The sequence below is a fragment of the Crossiella sp. S99.2 genome (assembly GCF_023094165.1).
In the GTDB taxonomy this organism is placed as follows: Bacteria; Actinomycetota; Actinomycetes; order Mycobacteriales; family Pseudonocardiaceae; genus Crossiella.
Map to the genome: position 1 here is coordinate 25,401 of NZ_JALMDK010000008.1, position 20,137 is coordinate 45,537.

20 protein-coding genes are annotated in these 20,137 nt (G+C 70.3%); 12 read left to right on the forward strand and 8 right to left on the reverse strand.

Going from position 1 to position 20,137, the window contains the following annotated elements:
- The first annotated feature begins 11 nt into the window (after positions 1-11).
- The 3 genes from MZC64_RS28635 (at position 12) to MZC64_RS28645 (ending at position 2,739) form a co-directional block, all read left to right on the forward strand.
- Complete coding sequence (locus MZC64_RS28635) at positions 12-869, forward strand: polysaccharide deacetylase family protein (protein WP_247762212.1); 858 nt, start codon at positions 12-14, stop codon at positions 867-869.
- Between the two features lie 66 nt (positions 870-935).
- Entirely contained in the window at positions 936-1,295 is a 360-nt protein-coding gene (locus MZC64_RS28640) for an FKBP-type peptidyl-prolyl cis-trans isomerase (protein ID WP_247762214.1), read from the forward strand.
- Between the two features lie 235 nt (positions 1,296-1,530).
- Positions 1,531-2,739, forward strand: coding sequence for a hypothetical protein (locus MZC64_RS28645; protein WP_247762216.1), 1,209 nt, complete (start codon positions 1,531-1,533; stop codon positions 2,737-2,739).
- Between the two features lie 25 nt (positions 2,740-2,764).
- On the opposite strand, the gene MZC64_RS28650 is transcribed toward MZC64_RS28645, so the two are convergent.
- On the reverse strand, positions 2,765-3,922 hold the full coding sequence (locus MZC64_RS28650) for a glycosyltransferase (RefSeq protein ID WP_247762218.1): 1,158 nt from the start codon (positions 3,920-3,922) through the stop codon (positions 2,765-2,767).
- 72 nt (positions 3,923-3,994) lie between these two features.
- Between MZC64_RS28650 and lexA the strand changes: the two genes are divergently transcribed.
- Positions 3,995-4,657 (forward strand): transcriptional repressor LexA, encoded by a 663-nt coding sequence (gene lexA, locus MZC64_RS28655; RefSeq protein WP_247762220.1) that lies wholly within the window; start codon positions 3,995-3,997, stop codon positions 4,655-4,657.
- Positions 4,658-4,664: 7 nt separating this feature from the next.
- Here lexA and MZC64_RS28660 read toward each other — a convergent pair whose 3' ends face one another.
- From MZC64_RS28660 to MZC64_RS28675, 4 genes are read right to left on the reverse strand one after another with little or no spacing between them, the layout of a single operon-like run.
- A complete protein-coding gene (locus tag MZC64_RS28660; RefSeq protein WP_247762221.1) occupies positions 4,665-5,798 on the reverse strand; it encodes an acyl-CoA dehydrogenase family protein in 1,134 nt (377 codons plus the stop codon).
- Positions 5,798-6,061 carry a phosphopantetheine-binding protein gene (locus MZC64_RS28665; RefSeq protein WP_247762222.1) on the reverse strand — a complete coding sequence of 88 codons (264 nt, stop codon included), beginning with the start codon at positions 6,059-6,061 and terminating at the stop codon, positions 5,798-5,800. The genes MZC64_RS28660 and MZC64_RS28665 overlap by 1 nt, the downstream gene beginning before the upstream one ends.
- 1 nt (position 6,062) lies before the next feature.
- The gene (locus MZC64_RS28670; RefSeq protein WP_247762224.1) at positions 6,063-8,333 is read right to left on the reverse strand and encodes an alpha/beta fold hydrolase; all 2,271 of its coding nucleotides are present in this window, start codon (positions 8,331-8,333) and stop codon (positions 6,063-6,065) included.
- 25 nt (positions 8,334-8,358) lie between these two features.
- Positions 8,359-9,183, reverse strand: a complete 825-nt coding sequence (locus MZC64_RS28675; RefSeq protein WP_247762226.1) for a thioesterase family protein — start codon at positions 9,181-9,183, stop codon at positions 8,359-8,361.
- 379 nt (positions 9,184-9,562) lie between these two features.
- Here MZC64_RS28675 and MZC64_RS28680 point away from each other — a divergent pair, with 379 nt between their 5' ends.
- The 5 genes from MZC64_RS28680 to MZC64_RS28700 all read left to right on the forward strand — a co-directional run bounded on the left by MZC64_RS28680 (position 9,563) and on the right by MZC64_RS28700 (position 13,999).
- Positions 9,563-10,504, forward strand: coding sequence for a ParB N-terminal domain-containing protein (locus MZC64_RS28680; RefSeq protein ID WP_247797762.1), 942 nt, complete (start codon positions 9,563-9,565; stop codon positions 10,502-10,504).
- A gap of 121 nt (positions 10,505-10,625) precedes the next feature.
- On the forward strand, positions 10,626-10,883 hold the full coding sequence (locus tag MZC64_RS28685; RefSeq protein ID WP_247762233.1) for a lasso peptide biosynthesis PqqD family chaperone: 258 nt from the start codon (positions 10,626-10,628) through the stop codon (positions 10,881-10,883).
- Positions 10,880-11,317: a lasso peptide biosynthesis B2 protein gene (locus tag MZC64_RS28690; protein ID WP_247762235.1), complete on the forward strand. Its 438-nt coding sequence runs from the start codon at positions 10,880-10,882 to the stop codon at positions 11,315-11,317. The genes MZC64_RS28685 and MZC64_RS28690 overlap by 4 nt, the downstream gene beginning before the upstream one ends.
- 294 nt (positions 11,318-11,611) lie before the next feature.
- Positions 11,612-13,429 (forward strand): asparagine synthase-related protein, encoded by a 1,818-nt coding sequence (locus MZC64_RS28695; RefSeq protein ID WP_247762812.1) that lies wholly within the window; start codon positions 11,612-11,614, stop codon positions 13,427-13,429.
- 357 nt (positions 13,430-13,786) lie between these two features.
- Positions 13,787-13,999 carry a hypothetical protein gene (locus tag MZC64_RS28700; RefSeq protein ID WP_247762236.1) on the forward strand — a complete coding sequence of 71 codons (213 nt, stop codon included), beginning with the start codon at positions 13,787-13,789 and terminating at the stop codon, positions 13,997-13,999.
- A gap of 358 nt (positions 14,000-14,357) precedes the next feature.
- Here the strand turns inward: MZC64_RS28700 and MZC64_RS28705 are convergent, their stop codons facing one another.
- Entirely contained in the window at positions 14,358-16,271 is a 1,914-nt protein-coding gene (locus tag MZC64_RS28705) for a tetratricopeptide repeat protein (RefSeq protein ID WP_247797758.1), read from the reverse strand.
- Positions 16,272-16,340: 69 nt separating this feature from the next.
- On the opposite strand from MZC64_RS28705, the gene MZC64_RS48855 reads away from it, so the two are divergent.
- The 3 genes from MZC64_RS48855 (at position 16,341) to MZC64_RS28720 (ending at position 17,647) form a co-directional block, all read left to right on the forward strand.
- A complete protein-coding gene (locus MZC64_RS48855) occupies positions 16,341-16,556 on the forward strand; it encodes a hypothetical protein (protein ID WP_247762239.1) in 216 nt (71 codons plus the stop codon).
- A gap of 183 nt (positions 16,557-16,739) precedes the next feature.
- A complete protein-coding gene (locus tag MZC64_RS28715) occupies positions 16,740-17,021 on the forward strand; it encodes a hypothetical protein (protein ID WP_247762241.1) in 282 nt (93 codons plus the stop codon).
- A complete protein-coding gene (locus MZC64_RS28720) occupies positions 17,018-17,647 on the forward strand; it encodes a hypothetical protein (RefSeq protein ID WP_247762243.1) in 630 nt (209 codons plus the stop codon). The genes MZC64_RS28715 and MZC64_RS28720 overlap by 4 nt, the downstream gene beginning before the upstream one ends.
- Here the strand turns inward: MZC64_RS28720 and MZC64_RS28725 are convergent.
- Both MZC64_RS28725 and MZC64_RS28730 read right to left on the reverse strand, forming a co-directional pair.
- Complete coding sequence (locus tag MZC64_RS28725; protein ID WP_247762245.1) at positions 17,637-18,851, reverse strand: hypothetical protein; 1,215 nt, start codon at positions 18,849-18,851, stop codon at positions 17,637-17,639. The genes MZC64_RS28720 and MZC64_RS28725 overlap by 11 nt on opposite strands.
- Positions 18,848-19,987, reverse strand: a complete 1,140-nt coding sequence (locus MZC64_RS28730; protein ID WP_247762247.1) for an XRE family transcriptional regulator — start codon at positions 19,985-19,987, stop codon at positions 18,848-18,850. Before MZC64_RS28730 ends, MZC64_RS28725 begins: the two co-directional genes overlap by 4 nt.
- Positions 19,988-20,137: the final 150 nt, after the last annotated feature.

Here is a 20,137-nt window from a genome sequence, read left to right on the forward strand (position 1 = left end):
AGCATGGCGGCATGGACAACCCGCCCTTCGCGTACAGCCCGATCGTCGACCGCCCGCCGCTGCACTGGCCCGGCGGCGCCCGGGTCGCCTTCTACCTCGGCGTCAACGTCGAGCACTACCTGGTGGACCAGCCCTCCACCAGCATCTTCGCCGGCACCACGCACCTGTCGCCGGACCCGCTCAACTACGGCTGGCGCGACTACGGCCCCCGGGTCGGCATCTGGCGGCTGATCAAGACCCTGGACCGCCTCGGCCTGCGGGCCAGCGTGCTGCTCAATTCCGATGTGGCGCAACGGTATCCGCAGATCATCGAGGCAGGGCGGGAGCGGGACTGGACCTGGCTGGCGCACGGCAAGAACAACTCCACCCTGCAGGCCGACATGACCGTGGAGGAGGAACGCGCCTACCTCACCGAGGTGGTGGACACCATCGAGGCGCACACCGGCCGCCGGCCGCGCGGCTGGATGGGGCCCGCGCTCACCGAGACCTTCCAGACGCCGCGGCTGCTGGCCGAGCTGGGGCTGGGGTACCTGCTGGACTGGACCAACGACGACCAGCCGTACCCGCTGACCGTGCCCGGCCTGCTGAGCGTGCCGTACTCGGTGGAACTCAACGACATCGGCCTGTTCCTCGGCAAGAGCCTGAGCGGGCCCGAGTTCGTCCGGGTGGTCAAGGACCAGTTCGACCAGCTCTACGCCGATTCCGCGGACAGCGGCCGGGTGATGGCCCTGGCCCTGCACCCGTTCGTGATCAACCAGCCGTTCCGGCACCGGTATCTGGAAGAGGCACTGGAGTACGTGGTCAACCACCCCGGGGTCTGGCTGACCACGAGCGACGAGATCGCCGAGCACTACCGCTCCGTGTCGTGAGCCCGCGCCCCGGCGGCTACGGTGGGCGCGATCCGCTGACGGCGAGAAAATGAAGGGATCCGACGCATGACGAAGCCGGAAATCGACTTCCAGGGTGGCCCGCCGCCTACCGAACTCGTGGTGGCCGACCTGACGGTGGGGGAGGGCGCGGAAGCGACCCCTGGCGGCACGGTCGAGGTGCACTACGTCGGCGTGGAGTTCGAGACGGGCGAGGAGTTCGACTCCTCCTGGAACCGCGGCCAGACCATCGAGTTCCCGCTGGGCAATCTGATCGCGGGCTGGCAGCGCGGGATCCCCGGCATGAAGGTCGGCGGACGGCGGCAGCTCACCGTCCCGCCGGAACTCGCCTACGGCCCCGCGGGCGCCGGGCACCGGCTCTCCGGCAAGACCCTGGTGTTCGTGATCGACCTGGTCGGCACGCGCTGACCCTGGCGTGACCACGCCCGCACCCCGCGATCACTCGCGGGTGCGGGCGTTCTGCTGTCCGCCGCCGCCCCGCTGGGCAATACGGCCGGGACGTGAGACTGTGGGGGCAGGCTCGCGAGTATCGATCGGCCCGTCACCGGAAGCCGACTCGCCAGGGCCGGATTCGTCGTCACCCGTACGGCCCAAGTCGCGTTACGCCCGTGCCGGGGCGTCGCCGTCGCCACCCCGCTACCTCATGAGGTTCCCCATCAGTCTGACCACCGTCCTGTCGCCGTCGCTCGGCGCCCCCCGTGCTCTCATCGATGTCTATGGTCCCGGCGTCGCCGTCTGCGCTCGTCCCGCGGTGGAGGCCACCGGGGCGGTCAGCGGCTCCCGGCACACCCGCGATGTGCTTTCCGCCCGGCCGATCGGCATCGCCGGGGACACCGCGGTGATCTGCAGCGCGGGTGGCACCGACCCGATACTGCTGGCGATGCTGCGCGACGGCGGGCTACCGGTCGGCGCGGACCTGCGGGCCTTCCGCGGTGAGGTGGAGTTCGCGGCCAGGGTGCGGGAGGCGGTCGGGGACGGGCTGCGGATCTCGATGGAATACCCGCAGCCGGCCGCGTTGTGCGCGGAGGAGCACTCGGTCAAGAGCGCGGCGCTGGTCGGGCACCTGAACAACAAGGCGAGCATCAACACCTTCGTCGACCCGCGGTTCCGGGCCCGGCGCACCGTGGTCTCCCGCGCGGAACTGGCCGAAGCCACCCCGGTGCAGAAGTCCTGGGTGCTCAAGGCCGCCACCGACGACGCGCACGGCGGCAGCCTGGACGTGTGCCTGCACCTGGCCGACGAGCCGGTCACGCTGCCCGCCTTCACCGAGGTGCTCGGCGAGTTCGTGGTCGAGGAGTACCTGGACATCCGGCGCAACTGGGGCATCCAGCTCTACGTCGCCGCCGATGCCACCGCCCGCCTGCTCGCCGTCACCGAACAGCACGTCGACGCGGCCGGGATCTACACCGGCGGCCGCTTCGGCCTGGTCACCCCGCTGCCCGCGGAGCTGCGCGCGGAATGCGTTGCCATCGCCCAGCGTGCCGCCGACGCCGGCTACCGCGGCCTGTGCAGCCTGGACTGCGCGCAGACCGCCGACGGCAGACTGATCATGCTGGACCTGAACTTCCGCATCACCAGCGGCTCGATCCCGTTGCTGGCACTGCAATCCGTCCGGCCCGAGGCCCTCGATCGCCCGGCCGAGTCGGTGAAGCTGACGGTGGCCGCGCCACTGGCCGAGCTGCTCACCGGGTTGCGCCCGGCACTGGCCGCGGGCGGCCTGCTGGTGCTGGCCGGGCACGACACCGCGCGCACCGACAACCCGATCCGCCAGGCCACCCTGCAACTGCTCGTCTTCGGCGACGACCCGGCCGAGGTGACCGCCCGGCGCATCGCCCTGGAAGCCGCGTACTGAGTCCGGCTCGCGTCACCGGTGCCGCTCACGTCACGGCACCGGTGACCGCGTCCCGGCACACCCGCACCGGATCCCACACCCCGTCCAGATCGGCCGCCCGCAACGCCGCGGCCGCGAACCCCGGCTCGCCCAGCACCCGGGAAACCGCCGCCCGCAACGCTTCTGCCCGCGGCGGCCGCACGATCACCGCACTGCCCTGCCGTGCGGCCCGGTTGGCCAGCTCCCACTGATCCCCGCCACCCGGCACCACCACCATCGGCACTCCCGCCAGCAGCGCCTTGGCCAGCACCCCGTGCCCGCCGCCACCGACCAGCACGGAAGCCTGCCGCAGCAACACATCCTGCCGCCCCAGCCCCGCCCGCGCCCAGTCCGGCAGCCCGGCGGGTGGCGCCCCGAACGTGCACACCACCGCCCGAACCCCCATACCCGCCAACGCTTCCACGGTCGCCTCGGCCACCCCCGCCGCCCCGGCCACCGCGGTCGAAGCCGAGATCAGCACCAGCGGCGCGTCCCCCGGCGGCGGTTCCAGCACGGCACCGGTCGGCTCCCACAGTAACGGCCCCACCACCCGCGCGTTCCCCGGCCAGTCCGGCCGCGCCACCTCCAACGCCGGCAACGTCGCGATCAACCGCGCCGCTGGTCCGGGTTCCCGCGCTGCCAACCCGAGTCCCAGCCGAGCCCGCGCCCGCTGCCGCTCACCCAACCGGATCGCCCGCCCGGTGGCCGCCCGCAACACCGAATCCCGCACCCGCCCGGCGATCCCGGTCCCCACCGCGAGCCCACTGCCCAGCGGCGGCAACCCCCGCGAGGGCTCGTACAGCGGATGCGGCGACAACTTCACCCACGGCACCCCCAGCAGTTCCGCGGCCAACCCACCTCCCGGCGCGAGCACATCGCACACCACCAGCTCCGGCCGCACCGCCGCGATCCACGGCGCCAGCGCGGTGGCCATCGCCGCCGCCCGCTCGTGCTGCCACCGCCCCAGATCCTCCCGCCCACCCGCATCGTCCAGGGGCAGCCCGGTCAGCCGCGGCACCGGAATCCCCGCCTCGATCGCGGCGTCCACCCACGGCCCCACGGTGAACAGCGTCGGCTCGTCCCCGGCCTCGATCAGCCGCAGGCACAACGCGATCGCCGGGAAAACATGCCCCGGCTCACCCCCGGACACCACCGCCACCCGCATACCGGCACCCTGCCACACCCGTTACCACGCCCGCCCGCCCGCGGTCCAGACCGGACCTCTACCATTCCGCTGGTGACCGCCTACGACGATCTTGACGTGTTCGAGCACCTGGACGCCGCGTCCCTGCCGCCGCGGCAGCAGCAGATCCTGGTCACGATCCGGGACTGGGTCCAGCGGCACGGCTACTCGCCGAGCACCCGGCAGATCGGCGACGCCCTCGGCCTGCGTTCGTCCTCCACGGTGTCCAAGCACCTGACGAGCCTGGAGGACAAGGGATTCCTGCGCCGCAGCGCGTCCATGTCCCGGCCGATCGACGTCCGGCTGTTCCTGCGGGACAACGCCGCGCACAAGGCGAATGAGGACTCGGTCACCGTCCCCGTCGTCGGCGACATCGCCGCGGGCAGCCCGATCACCGCCGAAGAGCACCTGGACGATCAGCTGACTTTGCCCCGCGAACTCACCGGGCGCGGCACCGTGTTCGCGCTGCGCGTCCGCGGTGACTCCATGATCGACGCCGCCATCTGCGACGGCGACATGGTTGTGGTCCGGCAGACCACCGAGGCGCACTCCGGTCAGATCGTGGCCGCCATGATCGACGACGAGGCCACCGTCAAGGTCTACCGCCGCCGCAACGGCCACGTCTACCTGGAGCCCCGCAACCCGGCCTACGAGGTCATCGACGGGGACAAGGCCGTGGTGCTGGGCACCGTGGTCTCGGTGCTGCGCAGCGTCTGACCAGCCGCTACCTGCTGAGTTGGTCGAGCAGTTCCAGGGCGATGAGCTGGCGCTGGATGTCGGAGGTGCCGGAGAACAGGGTGCCGCCGATCGCGTCGCCCAGCGCCGCCGACACCTCGTGCCCGGCCAGGTAGCCGCGCCAGCCGAACAACCGCACCGCGTCGGTCGCGGTGGCCAGCATGCCCTCCGAAGTGGCCAGTTTGGACAGTGCGGTGAACAGCGCGGACGGGCGTCCGGCGTCGATCGACCAGCAGGCCCGGTAGAGCAGCAGCCGGGCGGACTCGACCCGGAGTTTCGCCTCGGCCAGGCGGTGCGAGACGGCCTGGAAATCGGTGAGGCGGCGGCCGAACTGGCGGCGGTCCCTGGCGTGTTCGGCGCTGCGTTCGATCAGGCGGTCCTGCACGCCCAGGAACAGCGCGAACAGGCAGGCGCGTTCCCAGGACATGGAGTGCTGGAAGATCTCGGTGCCCTGGCCGGGAGCGCCCAGCACCGTTGACTCCGCGACGAAACAGTCCTCGAAGCCGACGGTGCTCGCGGCGGCGCCGGTCATGCCGAGCTTGTCGAGAGGCTCGCCGACGCGCACGCCCTCGCTGGTCGCGGGGACCAGGAAGGCGGTGATGCCCCACTGGCCTGCCTGAGGGTCGGTGGTGGCGTAGACCAGGTGCAGGTCGGCGACCGGACCGTTGGTGACAAAGGCTTTCGCGCCGTTGAGCCGGTAGCCGCCGGGCACCGCGGTGGCGGTGGTGCTCAGCCGGGAGATGTCGGAACCGGCGCCGTCCTCGGTCATGCAGTTGCCCGCGATCAGCTCGCCCGTGCACATCCCGGGCAGCACCCTGGCGCGCAGGTCCGCGGCGCCGAAGCGGGCGATCGGCATGGCGCAGGCGAACAGGTGCGCGCCCGCGGCGAAGAGCAGGCCGACATCGGGACAGGCATATCCCGCGGCCTCGAACTGGAGTGCCGTGTCCAGGGCGCCAAGTCCTTGGCCGCCTTGGTCTGCCGGCACGCAGGCACCCAGCAGCCCGAGTGCGCCGAGCCGCTGCCAGCGGTCGCGGTCGAACTCCGTACCGGCGGGCAGTTCCCGCAGCGCCGCCACGGTGTCGGCGTACCGCGCGCGCTGGGCGGGGGACTGGTCGAAGTCCATCAGGCCGCGTCGCGCAGTTCGGTGACGACCTGCCACAGCGCGGCCGGGCTGCGGAAGGTCGCCGCGACCACCCGGGCATCCGGCACGGCCACGCCGGCCGCGGCGAGTTCGGCCACGATGCGCCGGATGGTCAGCGAGTCCAGCAAACCCAGGGCCAGCAACTCGGTGTCCGGGGTGACCGCCACCGGAACATCGTCCTCGGTCCAGGCCACGCAGTCGCGGATCAGCGCGCACAGCTCGTCGACGGTGGTCAGGGTCGGCACGTCAGGCACTCCGTTCGGACAGGGCGGCTCGGTCGAGCTTCCCGCGTTGGTTCACCGGTAATCCGGCCACCGGCAGTACCCGGTCAGGCAGCATCCGGCGGGGCAGTGCGGCCGCGAGTGCGGCGGATATCCGTTGCGGGGTCAGGGAATCCGCGCCGACCACATACGCCCAGATCTCACCGGCGTGTGGTGCGCCGGACTTGAGCACCACCGCGGCGGCGTCCACATCGGACACTTCGAGCAGTGCGCTTTCGATGTCCTCCAGGTCGATGCGGTGCCCGTGCCGCTTCACCTGGTGGTCCCGCCGGCCGCGCAGGTGCAGCCTGCCGTCCGCTTCGAAGTGGCCGAGGTCGCCGGTCGGGTAGGTGCGCCGGGTCACCCCGTCCCGGAAACGGACCTCGCGGGCCGGGTCGAGCAACTCGCCGTCGACCAGGTAGCCGAGGAACACGGTCGCGCCCGCCACGTGGATCTCGCCGTCGCCGTCGGTCGGAAGTCCTTGCTCGTCAAGGACTTCCACGAAGTCGCCGGGAATGGCCCGGCCGATCGACAGGCCGTCCAGGGCCGACCAGGACGGCGGAACGGGTTCGTGCGTGCACACATTCGTCTCGGTCGGGCCGTAGAGGTTGTGGAACCGCACCTGCGGCACGGCACGCAGACAGCGCTCCAGGTACTGGGGCGGGAAAGGCTCCCCGGCGAACACGGCCAGCCGGAGAGCGCCCGGCGGCCGCTGTTCCCACTCGCCGTGCAGCAGCATGCCCTGGTACAGCGAGGGCACCGCGTAGAACACCGAGATCCGGCGCTGATCCAGCCAGTCGAGAAGCTCGCCAGGGAACAGCCGCAGGTGGTCGGGCATCAGGTCGACGCAGGCCCCGGCCAGCGCGGTGGCGAACAGGTCGAAGGTGCTCAGGTCGAAGCCCAGCGCGGACTGCGAGCCGATCCGGTCCGCAGGCCCCAGCCCCAGTTCGCCGACCGCCCAGTGGGCGAAGTGCAGCACGTTGCGGTGCGACAGCAGCACGCCCTTGGGCCACCCGGTGCTGCCCGAGGTGAACAGGATGTACCCGCCGTCCTCGGCGACTCCGAGCGCGGGCGGGTCCGCCGCGGCGACCGGAACCAGGGTGCTCGTGCCGCCGAGGTCCAGCGCCGGTCCCTCGCCCACCCGGGTCGCCTTGGCCAGGGTCTGCTCGCCGCACAACAGGAATCGGATGCCCGCGCCACGCACCATCCGCGCGATCCGGGCCGCTGGGTCGGCCGGGTCCAGCGGCGCCACCACCAGGCCCAGCCGCAGCCCGGCGTAGATCGCGATCACCGCGCCGATTCCCTTGGGTAGCAACACCCCAAGCCGCTCACCCGGTTTGCGGCCCGCGTCGGAGAGCCGTCCGGCCAGCTCGGTGACGGCCCGGTCCAACTCGGCGTAGCTGAGCACCTCGTCCCCGGCGGCCAGCGCGGGCCGGTCCGGGAACCGGGCCGCCGCGGCCGACAACGCGGCGTCCAGGCGTTCGACGGCGGGCTCCGGATCGACCGCGCCCAGGAAGTCCAGCACCGCCGCCCTGGTCTCCGCCGGATGACTGAAGTGGATCATGTGCATGCCGTCGGGCACCACAACCCTGGACACCGGCCCGGCGACCCCGGCGCACACCGCGTCACCCTGGGCCGCGGTGGCGTACTTGTCCTTGGTGCCGTCCACCACCAGCACCGGCTGCCCGATCCGGCCCAGCCGGTCGAGCACACTCCAGTCGCGGAACTCCGGCGACAGCCAGGTGTCGTGCCAGCCGAGGAAAGCGCCATCCGGATCGGCGTGGATGGTGGCCACCTCGGCCCGCAGGTCGCCCTCGGTGAACTTCCGCCCGGTCGAGCGGATCCCGCGCACGGTGCGTTCCTCCACGAACACCAGCGGCGCCAGCAACGCCAGCCCGCGCACCGGCCGCGACGGCTCGGCCGCGTACAGCACCGCGATCGCCGCCCCGTCACTGTGTCCAATGAGGATCGGACGCTCAATGCCCAAGCGGGCCAGCACTTCCGGCAGCACCACGGTCGCCTCGTGGTCGAGGTAGTCCGGCCGACGCGGCAACCGCGCGGGCGCCGAACCGCCGTAGCCGTGCCGGGTGTAGGCCAGCACCCGCCGCCCGGTGGCGGCCGCGATCCGCGCGTGGAACCGGAACCAGCCCGCGACCGAGCCGACCCCGTGATGCAGGAACACCAACGGCGCCAGGTCCGCGCGCCCGTCGATGACCACGTACTCCAGCGGCCCGCCCGCGACGTCGAGCAACGGCATCACAGCACCCCCGAGCCCGGCCGGCTCAACCCTGACCGGGCAGCCGGACCGAAGCCACCTGCCGCCCCTGCGCGACCAGCCTGCCCTTGCTGTCCCAGGCGGAGACCGACTCGTCCACATGCCCGCCGCCGACCTCGCCCGCGGCCGCGCGCACCCGGATCGGCCCCGGCGCGCACAGTCCGCGGACATAGGCGCTGAACTGCACCGTCGGCGACCAGCCGGGCACGCCGAGGTCGTAACCCACCGGCGGCAACGCGTCCAGGGCGACCAGCAGGCTCAACGGATCCCAGTCGCTGCCGTCGGCCAGCCGCAGCCACCCGGCGAACACACCCCGCCCGGTCGGCTTGCCCCGCATGAACCCGAGCATCGCCGGATCGAGGTACTGCTCCACCACTTCCAGCAGGTGGATCCGGAACGCCCCACCGGGCGCCTCCACCGGCGAGCGCGGGCAGTCCGCCAACGGCGGCAACTCCACCGGCTCCGCCCCGGACCACCACGGCTCCGCGTCAGCAAGCAGACCCTGGGTGATCAACGCTTCTACCCGCGGCACCCCGTCCTGGCTCAACCGCGCCCGCACCTGGGTCGACCCGCGCCCGGCCCGCAGGACCTCCGCGGTGACCACGGCCGGTCCGGGGGCGGGGGACTGGATGAAGGAGCCGCTGATCGCGGTGAGATGCGGATGCTCCGCCCCGGAGACCGCGGCGGCGGCCCGGCCGAGCACCGCGAGCAGATAGCCGCCGTTGGGCTTGTCCGCGAGCGCCCACTGACCGTCCAGGTCAACCCCGAACTCGTGCGCACCGGCCGTCGCGCCCCGCGCCACCAGCGCGGTCGCCGTCAAGAAATCCCCCACCCGCGGTTCCTTCCCCACCCAGAAGCCAGACGAGTCCGACCCTACCTGGGTAAGTCGCGGACCGGTGGTTTTGTGCCCGTAGGGGCATCCAGCGGGGTAACACCCGATGCACAACAGGTTGACCCACTCGCAGAAGGCGGTGTCCGGGACAATCCGGACACCGCCCTTCAAGTATTCCTGAACACCCCTTCAATCCTGCCTGAATACCCGCCTGTGAAGATCAAAGAATCTGCATACCGCCAGCGTCGGACCGGCATCCATTGGTAATCTTCGGACGGCCGCAATGACACGATGGCCGAATCACGTGCTGGACTGGTGCAGGGGGTTGTGCGTGCGGTCTGCCCGCGAATGCGATTCGACCGAATGGGACACCATCACAATGGTGCCGATCGACTCGATCATCCCGGCGGACTCACCTCGCCGTGACGGTGAGGATCCTGAGCACATCCGTGCGCTCGCCGAGTTCGAGGGCGCCCTCCCGCCAATACTCGTACGCCGGGACAACAGTCAAGTCATCGACGGGATGCACCGGCTCAAAGCGGCCATCCTGAATGGGCGATACGAGATCGAAGTCCGTTTCTTCGACGGGGACGAAAACGCCGCTTTTGTGCTCGCCGTGGAAGCCAACATCGCGCACGGTCTGCCGTTGTCACTCGGCGATCGCGAATCCGCGGCCCAGCGCATCCTGGAGGTCTATCCGCAGTGGTCCGACCGGGCCATCGCCGGCGCCGCCGGACTGTCCCCGAAAACGGTCGCGGCACTGCGCCGCCGGGCAGGCGAGGACACCGCGGCGCCGGATGCGCGGGTCGGCCGGGACGGCCGGGTCCGTCCGCTGAGCACCGCCGAAGGCAGGCGGATCGCCGGCGAGACCTTCGCGCACAGCCCCGGCGCCTCGCTGCGCGCGGTCGCGCGGACCGCGGGGATCTCGGTCAGCACCGCCAAGGACGTCCGGGACCGGGTGTCCCGCGGCGAGGACCCGGTGCCGCCCAAGCTCCGCGCCCTCGAACAGGGCGCGAACCAGCCGCGGACCAGGGACATCCCCCGCGGCGACCACCACCCCGCCCGCGACGGCGGGCACCGGGGCAAGGACGCGATCCTGCGGATCCTCCAGCAGGACCCGTCCCTGCGGTTCACCGAGACCGGTCGGCTGCTGCTGCGCTGGCTCGCCACGCACGCCATCGGCCCGGAGGACTGGGCCGACCGCCTGGACACGATGCCGCCGCACTCCCGCGCGGTGGTCGCCGATCTGGCCATCGGGTGCGCGGAGGCCTGGCGCGAGTTCGCCGAGGAACTGCGCACCGGCACTCGGGTGACGGCCTGACTACGCCCTTTCCGCGTGCCGCGGTGTGCGACTGAGGTCATTCCACAGTTGCACGACAGTGGGCGGCCTGCGGTCGCCGAGTGGGGAAAGAACTGTTCGTCCGAGTGAAGTGGGTGGCGAGATGGGATTGACCTTCCGTGAGCACGTTTCGGTCGCGGAAACCGAATACGGTGTCGTGCTGCTGGACACCCGGACCGGGAACTACTGGCAACTCAACCCGACCGCGGCGGTGGCCGCCAAGGTGCTCGTCGACGGCGGCGACCCGGCAGGCGCGGCCCAGCGGCTGGTCGAGGAGTTCGAGGTGGATGATGACGTCGCCGCCGCCGACGTGACCGCGCTGGTAGACGCCCTGCGCGCGGCCGGGGTGGTCACCGGATGAGTGTGCTCGGGGCGCTGCACCGCGACCAGTTCCCGCCCCGGACCCGCGCGATGCGGCTGCGCGCCCAGGTGGCGGTCCTGCTGGCCAGGGTGCTGGCGCGGCTGAAACCGCACCACCTGCAGCGGGTGCTCGCGCGACTGAGCCGGGGCGCCCGGCCAGCCACCTTCGCCCAGGCCATGGCCGCCCGCCGGGTCGTGCTGGCCGGCCGGATCAGCCTGCACGGGGTGAAGGCGTGCCTGCCGAGGTCGCTGTCCGCGGTGCTGCTGTGCCGGGCCTACGGAGTCTGGCCCACCTGGTGCGTCGGCGTGGGAGCCCGGCCGCCTTTCGGCGCCCATGCCTGGATCGAAGTGGGTGAAAAACTCGTCGGCGAACCGGGCGAACACCGGGATTGGGTTCGACTGATCACCGTGCCGCCATTGTCGGAACCAGCGTGAATGCGTACGGTTCGAAACAGCCAACACGGGCCACCGATGTTGTGCGACACCAATCAGGCACATACCAGTTGGAGGGTTCGGCATGTCGAAGAAGTCCCTGTACGAAACGCCGGTAATTCTTTTTGTCGGTTCCTTCGCAGCGGTGACCGGTTTCCGTCCGTCCGGGTTCTTCGACGGGATCGTCGTGGGCGGCAAGTTCTGACCCACCCGGACCGTCTCGTGCCGGGCCGAGGACACCCTCGGCCCGGCATGTCTTCCTCCCGGCACCAGAGACCCCAGGAAGCGGTGACCACGATGGAGAGCCAGGAACTGCCGTTCTTCTTCGTCTTCCCCGACCGCGAGGACGCGCGCGAGCCCGCCGAGCGAGCGCAGCGGCAGGCCACCGGCGCCCGCGTGCTCCGGCACCCGTCCGGCCGCCCCTGGATCGTCGGCCGCTGGGACGACCACGAGTTCCTGCTCGCCCGCGCCGGCAGCACGATGCTCGCCCTGGCCGGCACCTTCGACCTCGACCAGGCCGAACTGACCCGGCGCGCGGCACTCACCCGCTCCGCCGCCGACCTGTGCACGACCACCAGATCCTGGCCGGGCAGCTTCCACCTGGTGGCCTCCGTCGACGGCGAGACGCTGGTGCGCGGCACCGCCTACGGCTCCCGCCGGGTCTTCACCACCCGCGTCGGCGACGCCGTGCTGGCCGGCGACCGCGCCGCGGCCCTGGCCGCCCTGGTCAACGCCCCGGTCGACCGGGGCGCGGTCGCGCTCCGCCTGGTCCAGCCCCTGCCCGTGGAACTGGCCGAACGCGCGATGTGGCAAGGAATCGAGGCGGTCCGCCCCGGCGAGTACCTGCTCGCCCACTCCACCGGCGGCGCCACCCGCAACCGCTGGCACCACCCGCCCACCCCCGACCTGCCCCTCGAAGCCGGAGCTGCCCGCACCCGGACGGCCCTGGCCACCGCGGTCAGCGTGCGCACCGCCGGCGGCGGCACCGTCAGCCTGGACCTCTCCGGCGGCCTCGACTCCACCTCCCTGTGCTTCCTGGCCAGCCGGCATGCCAACGGCGCCAACCTCCTGGCCTGCACCCTGCTGCTGGACGAACGAGTCAACGACGACGGCGTGTGGACCCGCCGCGCGCTGGAGCAGCTCCCCGACCTCGGCCACCTCATGGTGCCCACCGCCGACGTCCCCCTGTTCTACGAGGGCGCCTTCGACCCGCGCGACCGCTGGGACTTCCCCTCCCGGATCACCCTGTCCCGCCGCCGCGCCGTGGTCGCCCAGACCCTGATGGCCGCCAAGGGCAGCCGCCTGCACCTCACCGGCAACGGCGGCGACCACCTCTTCTTCGGCGCCCCCAACCACTTCCACGCCACCGCCCTCCGCCACCCCCTGCTGACCCTGTCCCGCCTCCGCGGCTACCGGGCCCTGGATTCCTGGCGCTGGCGCGCGGTCCTGGCCCAACTCACCGACCGCCGCGGCTACCGCGCCTGGCTGGCCGGCCTGACCGTGCGCGACTCCACCCCCATGGCCCCCGACACGCCAAGACTCCGCTGGACCGCACCACTACAGGTGCCCAGCTGGCTTACCCCCGACTGCCTGGACCTGATCGACACCGAACTACAAGCCGCCGCCCGCACCGCCCACCCCCTGGCCAGCACCCCCGGCACCCACGCCGAACTCGCCGACATCCGCTCCAGCACCGAGGACATGCGAGCCCTGGACGACATCTCCCGCCTGGCCGGCGTCCCCACCACCCACCCCTACTTCGACGACCACGTGGTCGACGCCGCCCTGTCCGTCCGGATCGAGGACCGCGTCACCCCCTGGCGCTACCGCCCACTGCAGGTAGCGGCCCTCCGCGGCATCGTCCCGCCCCGCTCCCTGTCCCGCGCCACCAAGGCAGAGGCCACCCAGGACGCCGAACTGGGCCTCATCCGCCACCGCGAAGAACTCGTCGCCCTCTGGACCAACGCCGCCCTGGGCCACCAGGGCCTGGTCGACGCCAACGCCGTCCGCCGCATCGTCACCTCCCCAACCTCCCCCGAACTCCGCGACCAGGGCCTGATGACCACCCTGATGACCGAAACCTGGCTCCGCTCGGCCACCACCTCGGCCTGGTGACGACAACGGCGATGCCCCAGGCTGACCGCTAGCTGTCACCCAGAACACGGCCGCCACGACCCACCGCACACTGGCGCGGTGGCACCTGCGAGAGAAAACAACAGGCTGACCGCGCTGCTGTTCGTCGCAGCGCTGGCCGGTGGCTGCGCAGCGGAGGGCCCGGCCGCGACCTCAGCGCCCACCTCGAACAGCCCCACCACGACAGTGCCGGTCTCACCCACGACGAGCCCGCCGCCGACGTCCGAATGGACCCCACCGCCGCCGCCTCCACCATCGCCCCTACCGTCGGTCGAGCTGCCGACGAACGACCCGCGTGCCTGCACGGACGGCGATTGCGTGCTCCGGATCAAGCGGAACATGACCATCAACGTGGGCGCGGGCCGACCCGTCTTCAAGGTGACGAAGATCGGCAAGGGCGGGGTCGACTTCTCCCTGTCCTACCCCACCGGCACCCGGGCCACCCTCACCCTGGACAAGGTCGGCGCCTTCGCCCTGTTCGGCGAGTTCAAGATCACCCAGTCCGAGTGGGACGGCAACGGGCTGGCGGAGGTCGAAGTCGCCACCAAATGAGGCGGCACTTCCCCGTGTCCGCCGCACATGTCACGGACAAACGACCGAGGGCCTGACCATCACAAGGATGATCAGGCCCTCGACATGTACAAAACCGTCGGGACGACAGGATTTGAACCTGCGACCCCTTGACCCCCAGTCGTGGAACGACTGAGCGACATGCTCCGGCCTGTTCTTCGAGGTCAGCCTCCAGTGTAACTGGCCGAGTAAAGGAGTCTATGGTTTGCAAGGCTGGCCGTGACGACCAGACAACCCCGGCCCATCAACGCAATGATTGTGTAATGCGCCTTCCCTTGGTCCGGGTCGGGATGTGCAGGTGCAGTGGACTGCCCTCCGCGGCGAAGGCCAGCGCGGCCAGCTACCCAGGTCCGTGGCCACCAGGATCCAGCATGCGCAGCCGTTCGTGAAGGTCTGCGGCCCGGTAGTCCTCGAAGTCCTCGTAGATGGCTAATGCCTCCCGCCAGCAGGCAATCGCCCGCGTGGTGTCACCGGTATGGCCCAACGAGACTCCCAACGTGTCAAGCACTCCGGCTCTGCCCAACAGGAAGAATCTCTCGGTGTTGCTCAGGGCCTGCTCGCATACAGCGATCGCTTGCTGGTGTCTGCCTAGACCCTGGCAAGCGCGTGCCAACTGTTCCAGTGACCAAGCTTCGCCTATGTTGTCACCTGCGTGTCGCCGGAGCATTACGCCGCGTTCCGCGTGAGGTAGTGCCTGCTCGAAGTCGCCCAGCCCTGCCAGCGCCGCGCTGATCTGACACTCGATCACCCCCTCCAATCGGCCATGCTGGGCTCCGGGGCACAGCGGCAGAGCCTCCCACAAGTGGCCGAGAGCATCGGCGTGTCGCCCCTGCTTGTTGCACCACGATCCAAGGTCGAGCAGGGAGCACGCTTCCCGCCATGGATCGCCCAGCTCCCGTGCCAGCGCCAGCGCATCCCAGTACACGTCGAGGGCCTCATCCCAACGGCCCAGGTGTGCCAGGTGCTCGCCTGTCATCTGGAGCACGGTGCATTCGGTGATTCGGTCACCGATACGCCGCGCCAGCATCCCACACAGCTGGAGAAGCTCCCGCGCCTCGCCAAAGCGTGCTCTGTAAAGCGAAAACCAGGAGACAGCGGTCCAGAGGAGGAGGGCGAGTTCGACCGGATTGCGTTCAGTCGCGCGCCGAGCTGCGGCGACCAGGTTGTCCCACTCTGCCCGCACCCAGTTCCAAGCCTCAGCCGGGTCCGTGAACACGACCTCTGGGTAAGCCGAGGTCGGTATTTCCAAAGGTGGATACCAAGAGGAGTGCGCCGGAGAGGCGACCTGGAGGGCGGCCTTGGCGTGGTGGGCGTACCACTCCAGCACGACCTGGTGCAGCCGGGTTTGGTCGTCGGGGTGATCTTCGGTGTCGGCGAGTTCACTGGCGTAGGCGCGCAGCAGGTCGTGGAAGCGGTAACGGTCTCGGGCGGTCTGCTGCACCAGGTGGGCCTGGGTGAGTGAGGTCAGCAGCCGCCGGGCTCGGTCGAGCTCGGTCCCGGCAATGGCGGCCGACGCGGCCAGGCTGAACTCCGGCCCAGGGTGTAGCCCGAGGCGGCGGAACAGGCGGGCGTGATTGTCGGTGAGGCGCTGGTAGGACCAGGCGAACACGGCGCGGACGGCCAGGGTGGGGTCGTCGGTGTCGGTCAGCAGGTCCAGGCGGTGCCGGGCGTCGGCCATCTCAGCGGCCAGCTCACTGAGAGTGGTGTGCGAGTAGGCCAAGGCGTGCCCGGCGGCCAGGCGCAGTGCCAGAGGCAGGCGGGCGCAGTAATGGATCAGTGTGGCGGTGGCCTCGGGCTCGGCGGCCAGGCGGGCTGGGCCGAGGAGTGTGTGCAGGAGTTGGTGGGCTTCGGCGGGGGTGAGTAGGTCCAGGGTGAGGCGGGTGGCGGAGTGGCCGATGACCAGGCCCGTGAGGCTGGCCCGGCTGGTGATGAGAACGAGGCAGCCGGCGGTGCCGGGGAGCAGTTGGCGGACCTGGTCGGTGGAGCTGGCGTTGTCCAGCACGATCAGCACCCGGCGTCCGGCCAGGATTGAGCGGTAGAGGCCGGTCTGGGCGTGGAGGCTGGGCGGCAGGTTCTCAGGGGGTACGCCGAGGGCGTGCAGGAAGGCGGGCAGGACCTCGTCGGTGGTGGCGGGGGTAGTGGGGTCGTAGCCGCGGAGGTTGACGAAGAGGGTGCCGTCGGGGAAATGGTGCTGGACGCGGTGGGCCCAGTGCACGGCCAGCGTGGTCTTGCCGACCCCGGCGGTGCCATCCACGGCCGAGATCACCACCGTGCCTTCGGCGTAGCCACCACTGGTGGGGAGAAGGGCGTCGAGCGTGGCCAGGTGCTCGGCACGGCCGGTGAACCCGGCCGCGGCCAGGGGCAGTTGCCGGGGAACGACAGGGGGTTGCCCAGGCTGGTAGAAGGTGAGGTGGTGGATGGCGCCAGCCTGGACCACGGCACCGAGATCGCCGCCGTGCACCTGATTGTGGGTGTCCGGGCCCCGGCCGTCCATGCCATCGAGTTTGTCCGCACGGCACCCGCGGTTGGGCGGTGCTGAGCCGGGACCACTCACATGGACGACAGACCGCCCGGTAGGTGTGGGCGGTTCTCCAGACGGATGGGAACGGCGTTGGTGACATCACGTCGTGACATTGGCCCCAGGAAGATTGATTCGTGATTCGCGAATCACTATGGTCGTGACATGTCTCTCGCCGAGTGCCCACCGGGTAGGAGGGCGTCATTGCTGCTGTTCGGGAACCGTCACAAGCTGGAGCTGCTCGCGGCGTTGGCCAGGGCCGGGGACAACGGCGTCAACCTCTCGGATCTGGCGGTGCAGCAGGGCGTGGCGGCAAGCGTGTACTACCCGCCGATCAACGATTTGCTCCGCGCGGGTCTTGTCGACAAGCTTCCACAGCGGTTGCCTGACCGTCGGCGTTGGTACCGCCGCGCGGAGGGCTCCGTGTGGGAGCCCATGGGGGTGCTCGCCGAAGGGCTCGCGACGATCGAGGTGAAGGCATCATGACGACCGCCATGGCTGCTGCGGTTCGCGCTGCCTCGACCACGGTGGCGGGCTCGGTGCCGCTGGCGGATGCATCCCGCGTGGAGACCGCGGTTGTCCGGATGTTCGGCTTCACCGTCGGCTTGGTGTACGAGCCGGATGCCGTTGAGGTGCCGAGGCGAGCCGGGTACGCCGACCAACCGGACGCGCCGTCGATGGCGTTCCTGGACACGCTCATGAACTTGCCGGTCGACCAACCTGTTGCGTTGCGAGACCTCACCGAGAGGCAGCGGCAGCACCTCCGCGCGGCGCCTCCGTTGACCGTTGAGGTCGACCGCCACCACGTGACACGGCTGGCCGTGGCGCCGGTCAGGACTCGGTTCGCGCTGGTTGCGGCGAAGGACTGGGCAACTGGCCTCAAGCGGGCTGGCCGCTTCACGCCGTTCTGTGCCAAGGCTTTGGTGCTTCGTGCGTTGCCGGCGGACAGCTCGGATTTGCTGATGAGGGCGTCGTTCTACGGGACTGGGGTGTGCGTGTTCGACGGTCACGAGCTGGACATGGTCGTTGAACCGTGCCGGTACGTCCGCAAGCGTCACACCCCGGCGCATTGGTGGTTCGAGGAAGAGGTCTACGCCCGGATCAGGGCGTAGACGGCCAGATCGGCAATCCCGCCCATGCCTTAAGCGGACCGGGGGCGTCGAATGCGTCTTCCCGCCCGATCTCGATGTTCACCGTGTCGCAGTGGTCGATTGCCTTCTGGCAGCGCTTCTGCCACCACTCCGCACGCTCGCCAAGGACGCGCTGAGCACGCATCTCGGCGCCCCACTCGTTCCAGATGTGCACGCCGTGTGCGTGCGCGGCCAAGGAGTCGGGCTTGTCCAGGAAGGTGTCCAGCTTGCGTCCATGGCAGCTGCCGCACCAGCACGCTGGCGGAGTTTCCAAGTTGGCGAACCTCTCGGCAAGCAGGTTGCCCTTGTGGAAGGACATCAGCTCCGGGAACAACACGCTGGGGGACCGGTCTTTCTCCTTCCCCTTCCCCGCGAGCGGGATCTGTCCGAACGGGACGACGTGGCGCAGGCTGCCCCCGGTGCCGATCGAGGCGGCGAACGCGCCGTGGCTCATGGCGTCGAACGCGGTGAGGTCGGTGCGAAAAACCGCGACATGCCCCGCCTCTGCGACAAGGCGGCGCAGGTTGGCGACCACGCCCTTCTTTCTGTCCATCGGGTCGTACTGCCCACCCAGCATGATCGCCTTCGGCACCGTGAGGCGCTTGAGGATCGCGAGGAGCTGAGGGAAGTGGTCGTGGGAGAGCCAGGCGACGGCGATGGGCACGCTGAAGAGGAAATCGTCGCGGTCCAGTCGCTCGACGAGCCTCGCCGCGGCCTTGAGCGGGGCTGGTTGGCCGGCAGGGAGGTAGCCCGTCGGGGTCATGGCCGCGGTCGCGCCAGCATCCAGCTGTGCTTGGAGAACATCGTTGAGCGATACCGGGAACAGACCGCCCTCGGTGGGAAGGGCGAACGGCTCGTCCTCGGTTGCGGCGGCCCGTGTGTAGCCTTCCGGGTCCGGCACCAGCGCGCCCTGGTACCGGTTGTGCCGCAGCTTCGTGATGCCCGAGTTCGCCTTCGCGCCGCGCAGGACCAGGCCGCTGACATCGGACGGCAGCAGGTCGAGCAGCTGGTAGCCGGTGTCGAAGCAGGCGTGGACAAGCACCCTGTCGGTCAGCTCGCCGACCGGTCCTGCCGGTGCGGCGGGCTTGGGGGCAAGGCTCAGCGCCTGCAGTGCCGCAGCCCGTGCATCGGGCGCGAGCTGCATCGCACCTTGATGTGGCTGTCCGGGGAGTGATTTCTCGATCATGTGCGTACCTCGGCAGTGATCGTCGAGATGGGAAGTCTGGTGGTGCTGCCGAGATAGAGGCAGGTAAATTCCTCTGGTCGCAGCAGGGCGGCGCGGGCGAGGGAGTCGACGTCGCTGCCATGGTCGAGCCGCCAGTCAACCGCGGCGCGAACGGCGACGGGTTGTTCGGGATCAAGACTGCTCGGTTCCGTGGTCCGGTAGCCAAGACTCGCCATCTGGACCGCGAGCGTGCGGTACTGCCAGTCGCTGATTTCGTCCAACGTGTGCGCACGGCGCAGCAAGGCCCACATCGAGACGTGCCACTGCTCCTTGAGCGACAGCAACAGCCTGAGATCGACGGCGCCCTGGAAGTTCGCACGGATGTCCTTCGCCGGCATCAGGAGCTGGGCGGCGAACCTGTTGGCCTGCTTCTCCTGGTCCGGGTGCGGGATGGTGTGCATCACCATGTGCCCCAGCTCGTGGGCCAGGGTGAACCTCTGCCGGTCTCCCGGCGTCCCCGCGTTGAGCAAGACGATCGGGTCCTCGCCCGGAGTGCAACTGCTGACCGCGTCCACCGGCACCGAGTCGTTCCCGGAGTTCAACGGGGCCGGTGCGACAAGAGATCGAGCCAGCACGAGTCCGCCAGCTGCCTCCAGGATCGCGATGATCGAGTCGATCGGTCCGCCCGGCAAGCCCCACTCGGCCCTGAGTTCGTCCGCTGCTTCTTCCGGCGACAGGTAGTCGTCCACGGCGATCTGAGGGATCTTCGCCTCGATCGAGCGGGGGACACCGTCGAGTAGCCCGGCCAGCTGCACGCGCGTCAGGTTCAGGATCGCGTGGATGCGCCGCAGCTCCGGTGCGGCCACCGCCTGCTGCTTGCGGTGGTGGATCAAACCGGCGCCAGCCCCGATCTCACCGCGTTCGAGCGTCAAGAGTTCGGCCGGGTAACCGAGCGCGTTCGCGTACAGGTCCAGGCGGTCGCCGCTGACCGGCAGCTTGCCGGACTCCGCTCGGCTGACATATGCCTGGCTCACCTTCGAGTCGTCACCGTCGAGAGCCTTCATCGCCTTCGCGACGTCACCCTGCTTCCAGCCACGTGACTCGCGCGCAAGCACGAGCATCCGCGGTTGCGCGATTGCGACGACATCTGCGGGCACAGGCTCCTCCAGGGTTGCCTCAAAATTGTACCACGAGATATACCGAGCATGATGCGGAGGTGCTGCCGTCGCTGCGAGGGCGCGCGGCTGGCACCTTCATGGCGCCTCGCTCTTCAGTGAGTCAGAGGCAGTCGTCCACGCGCAGGGTGG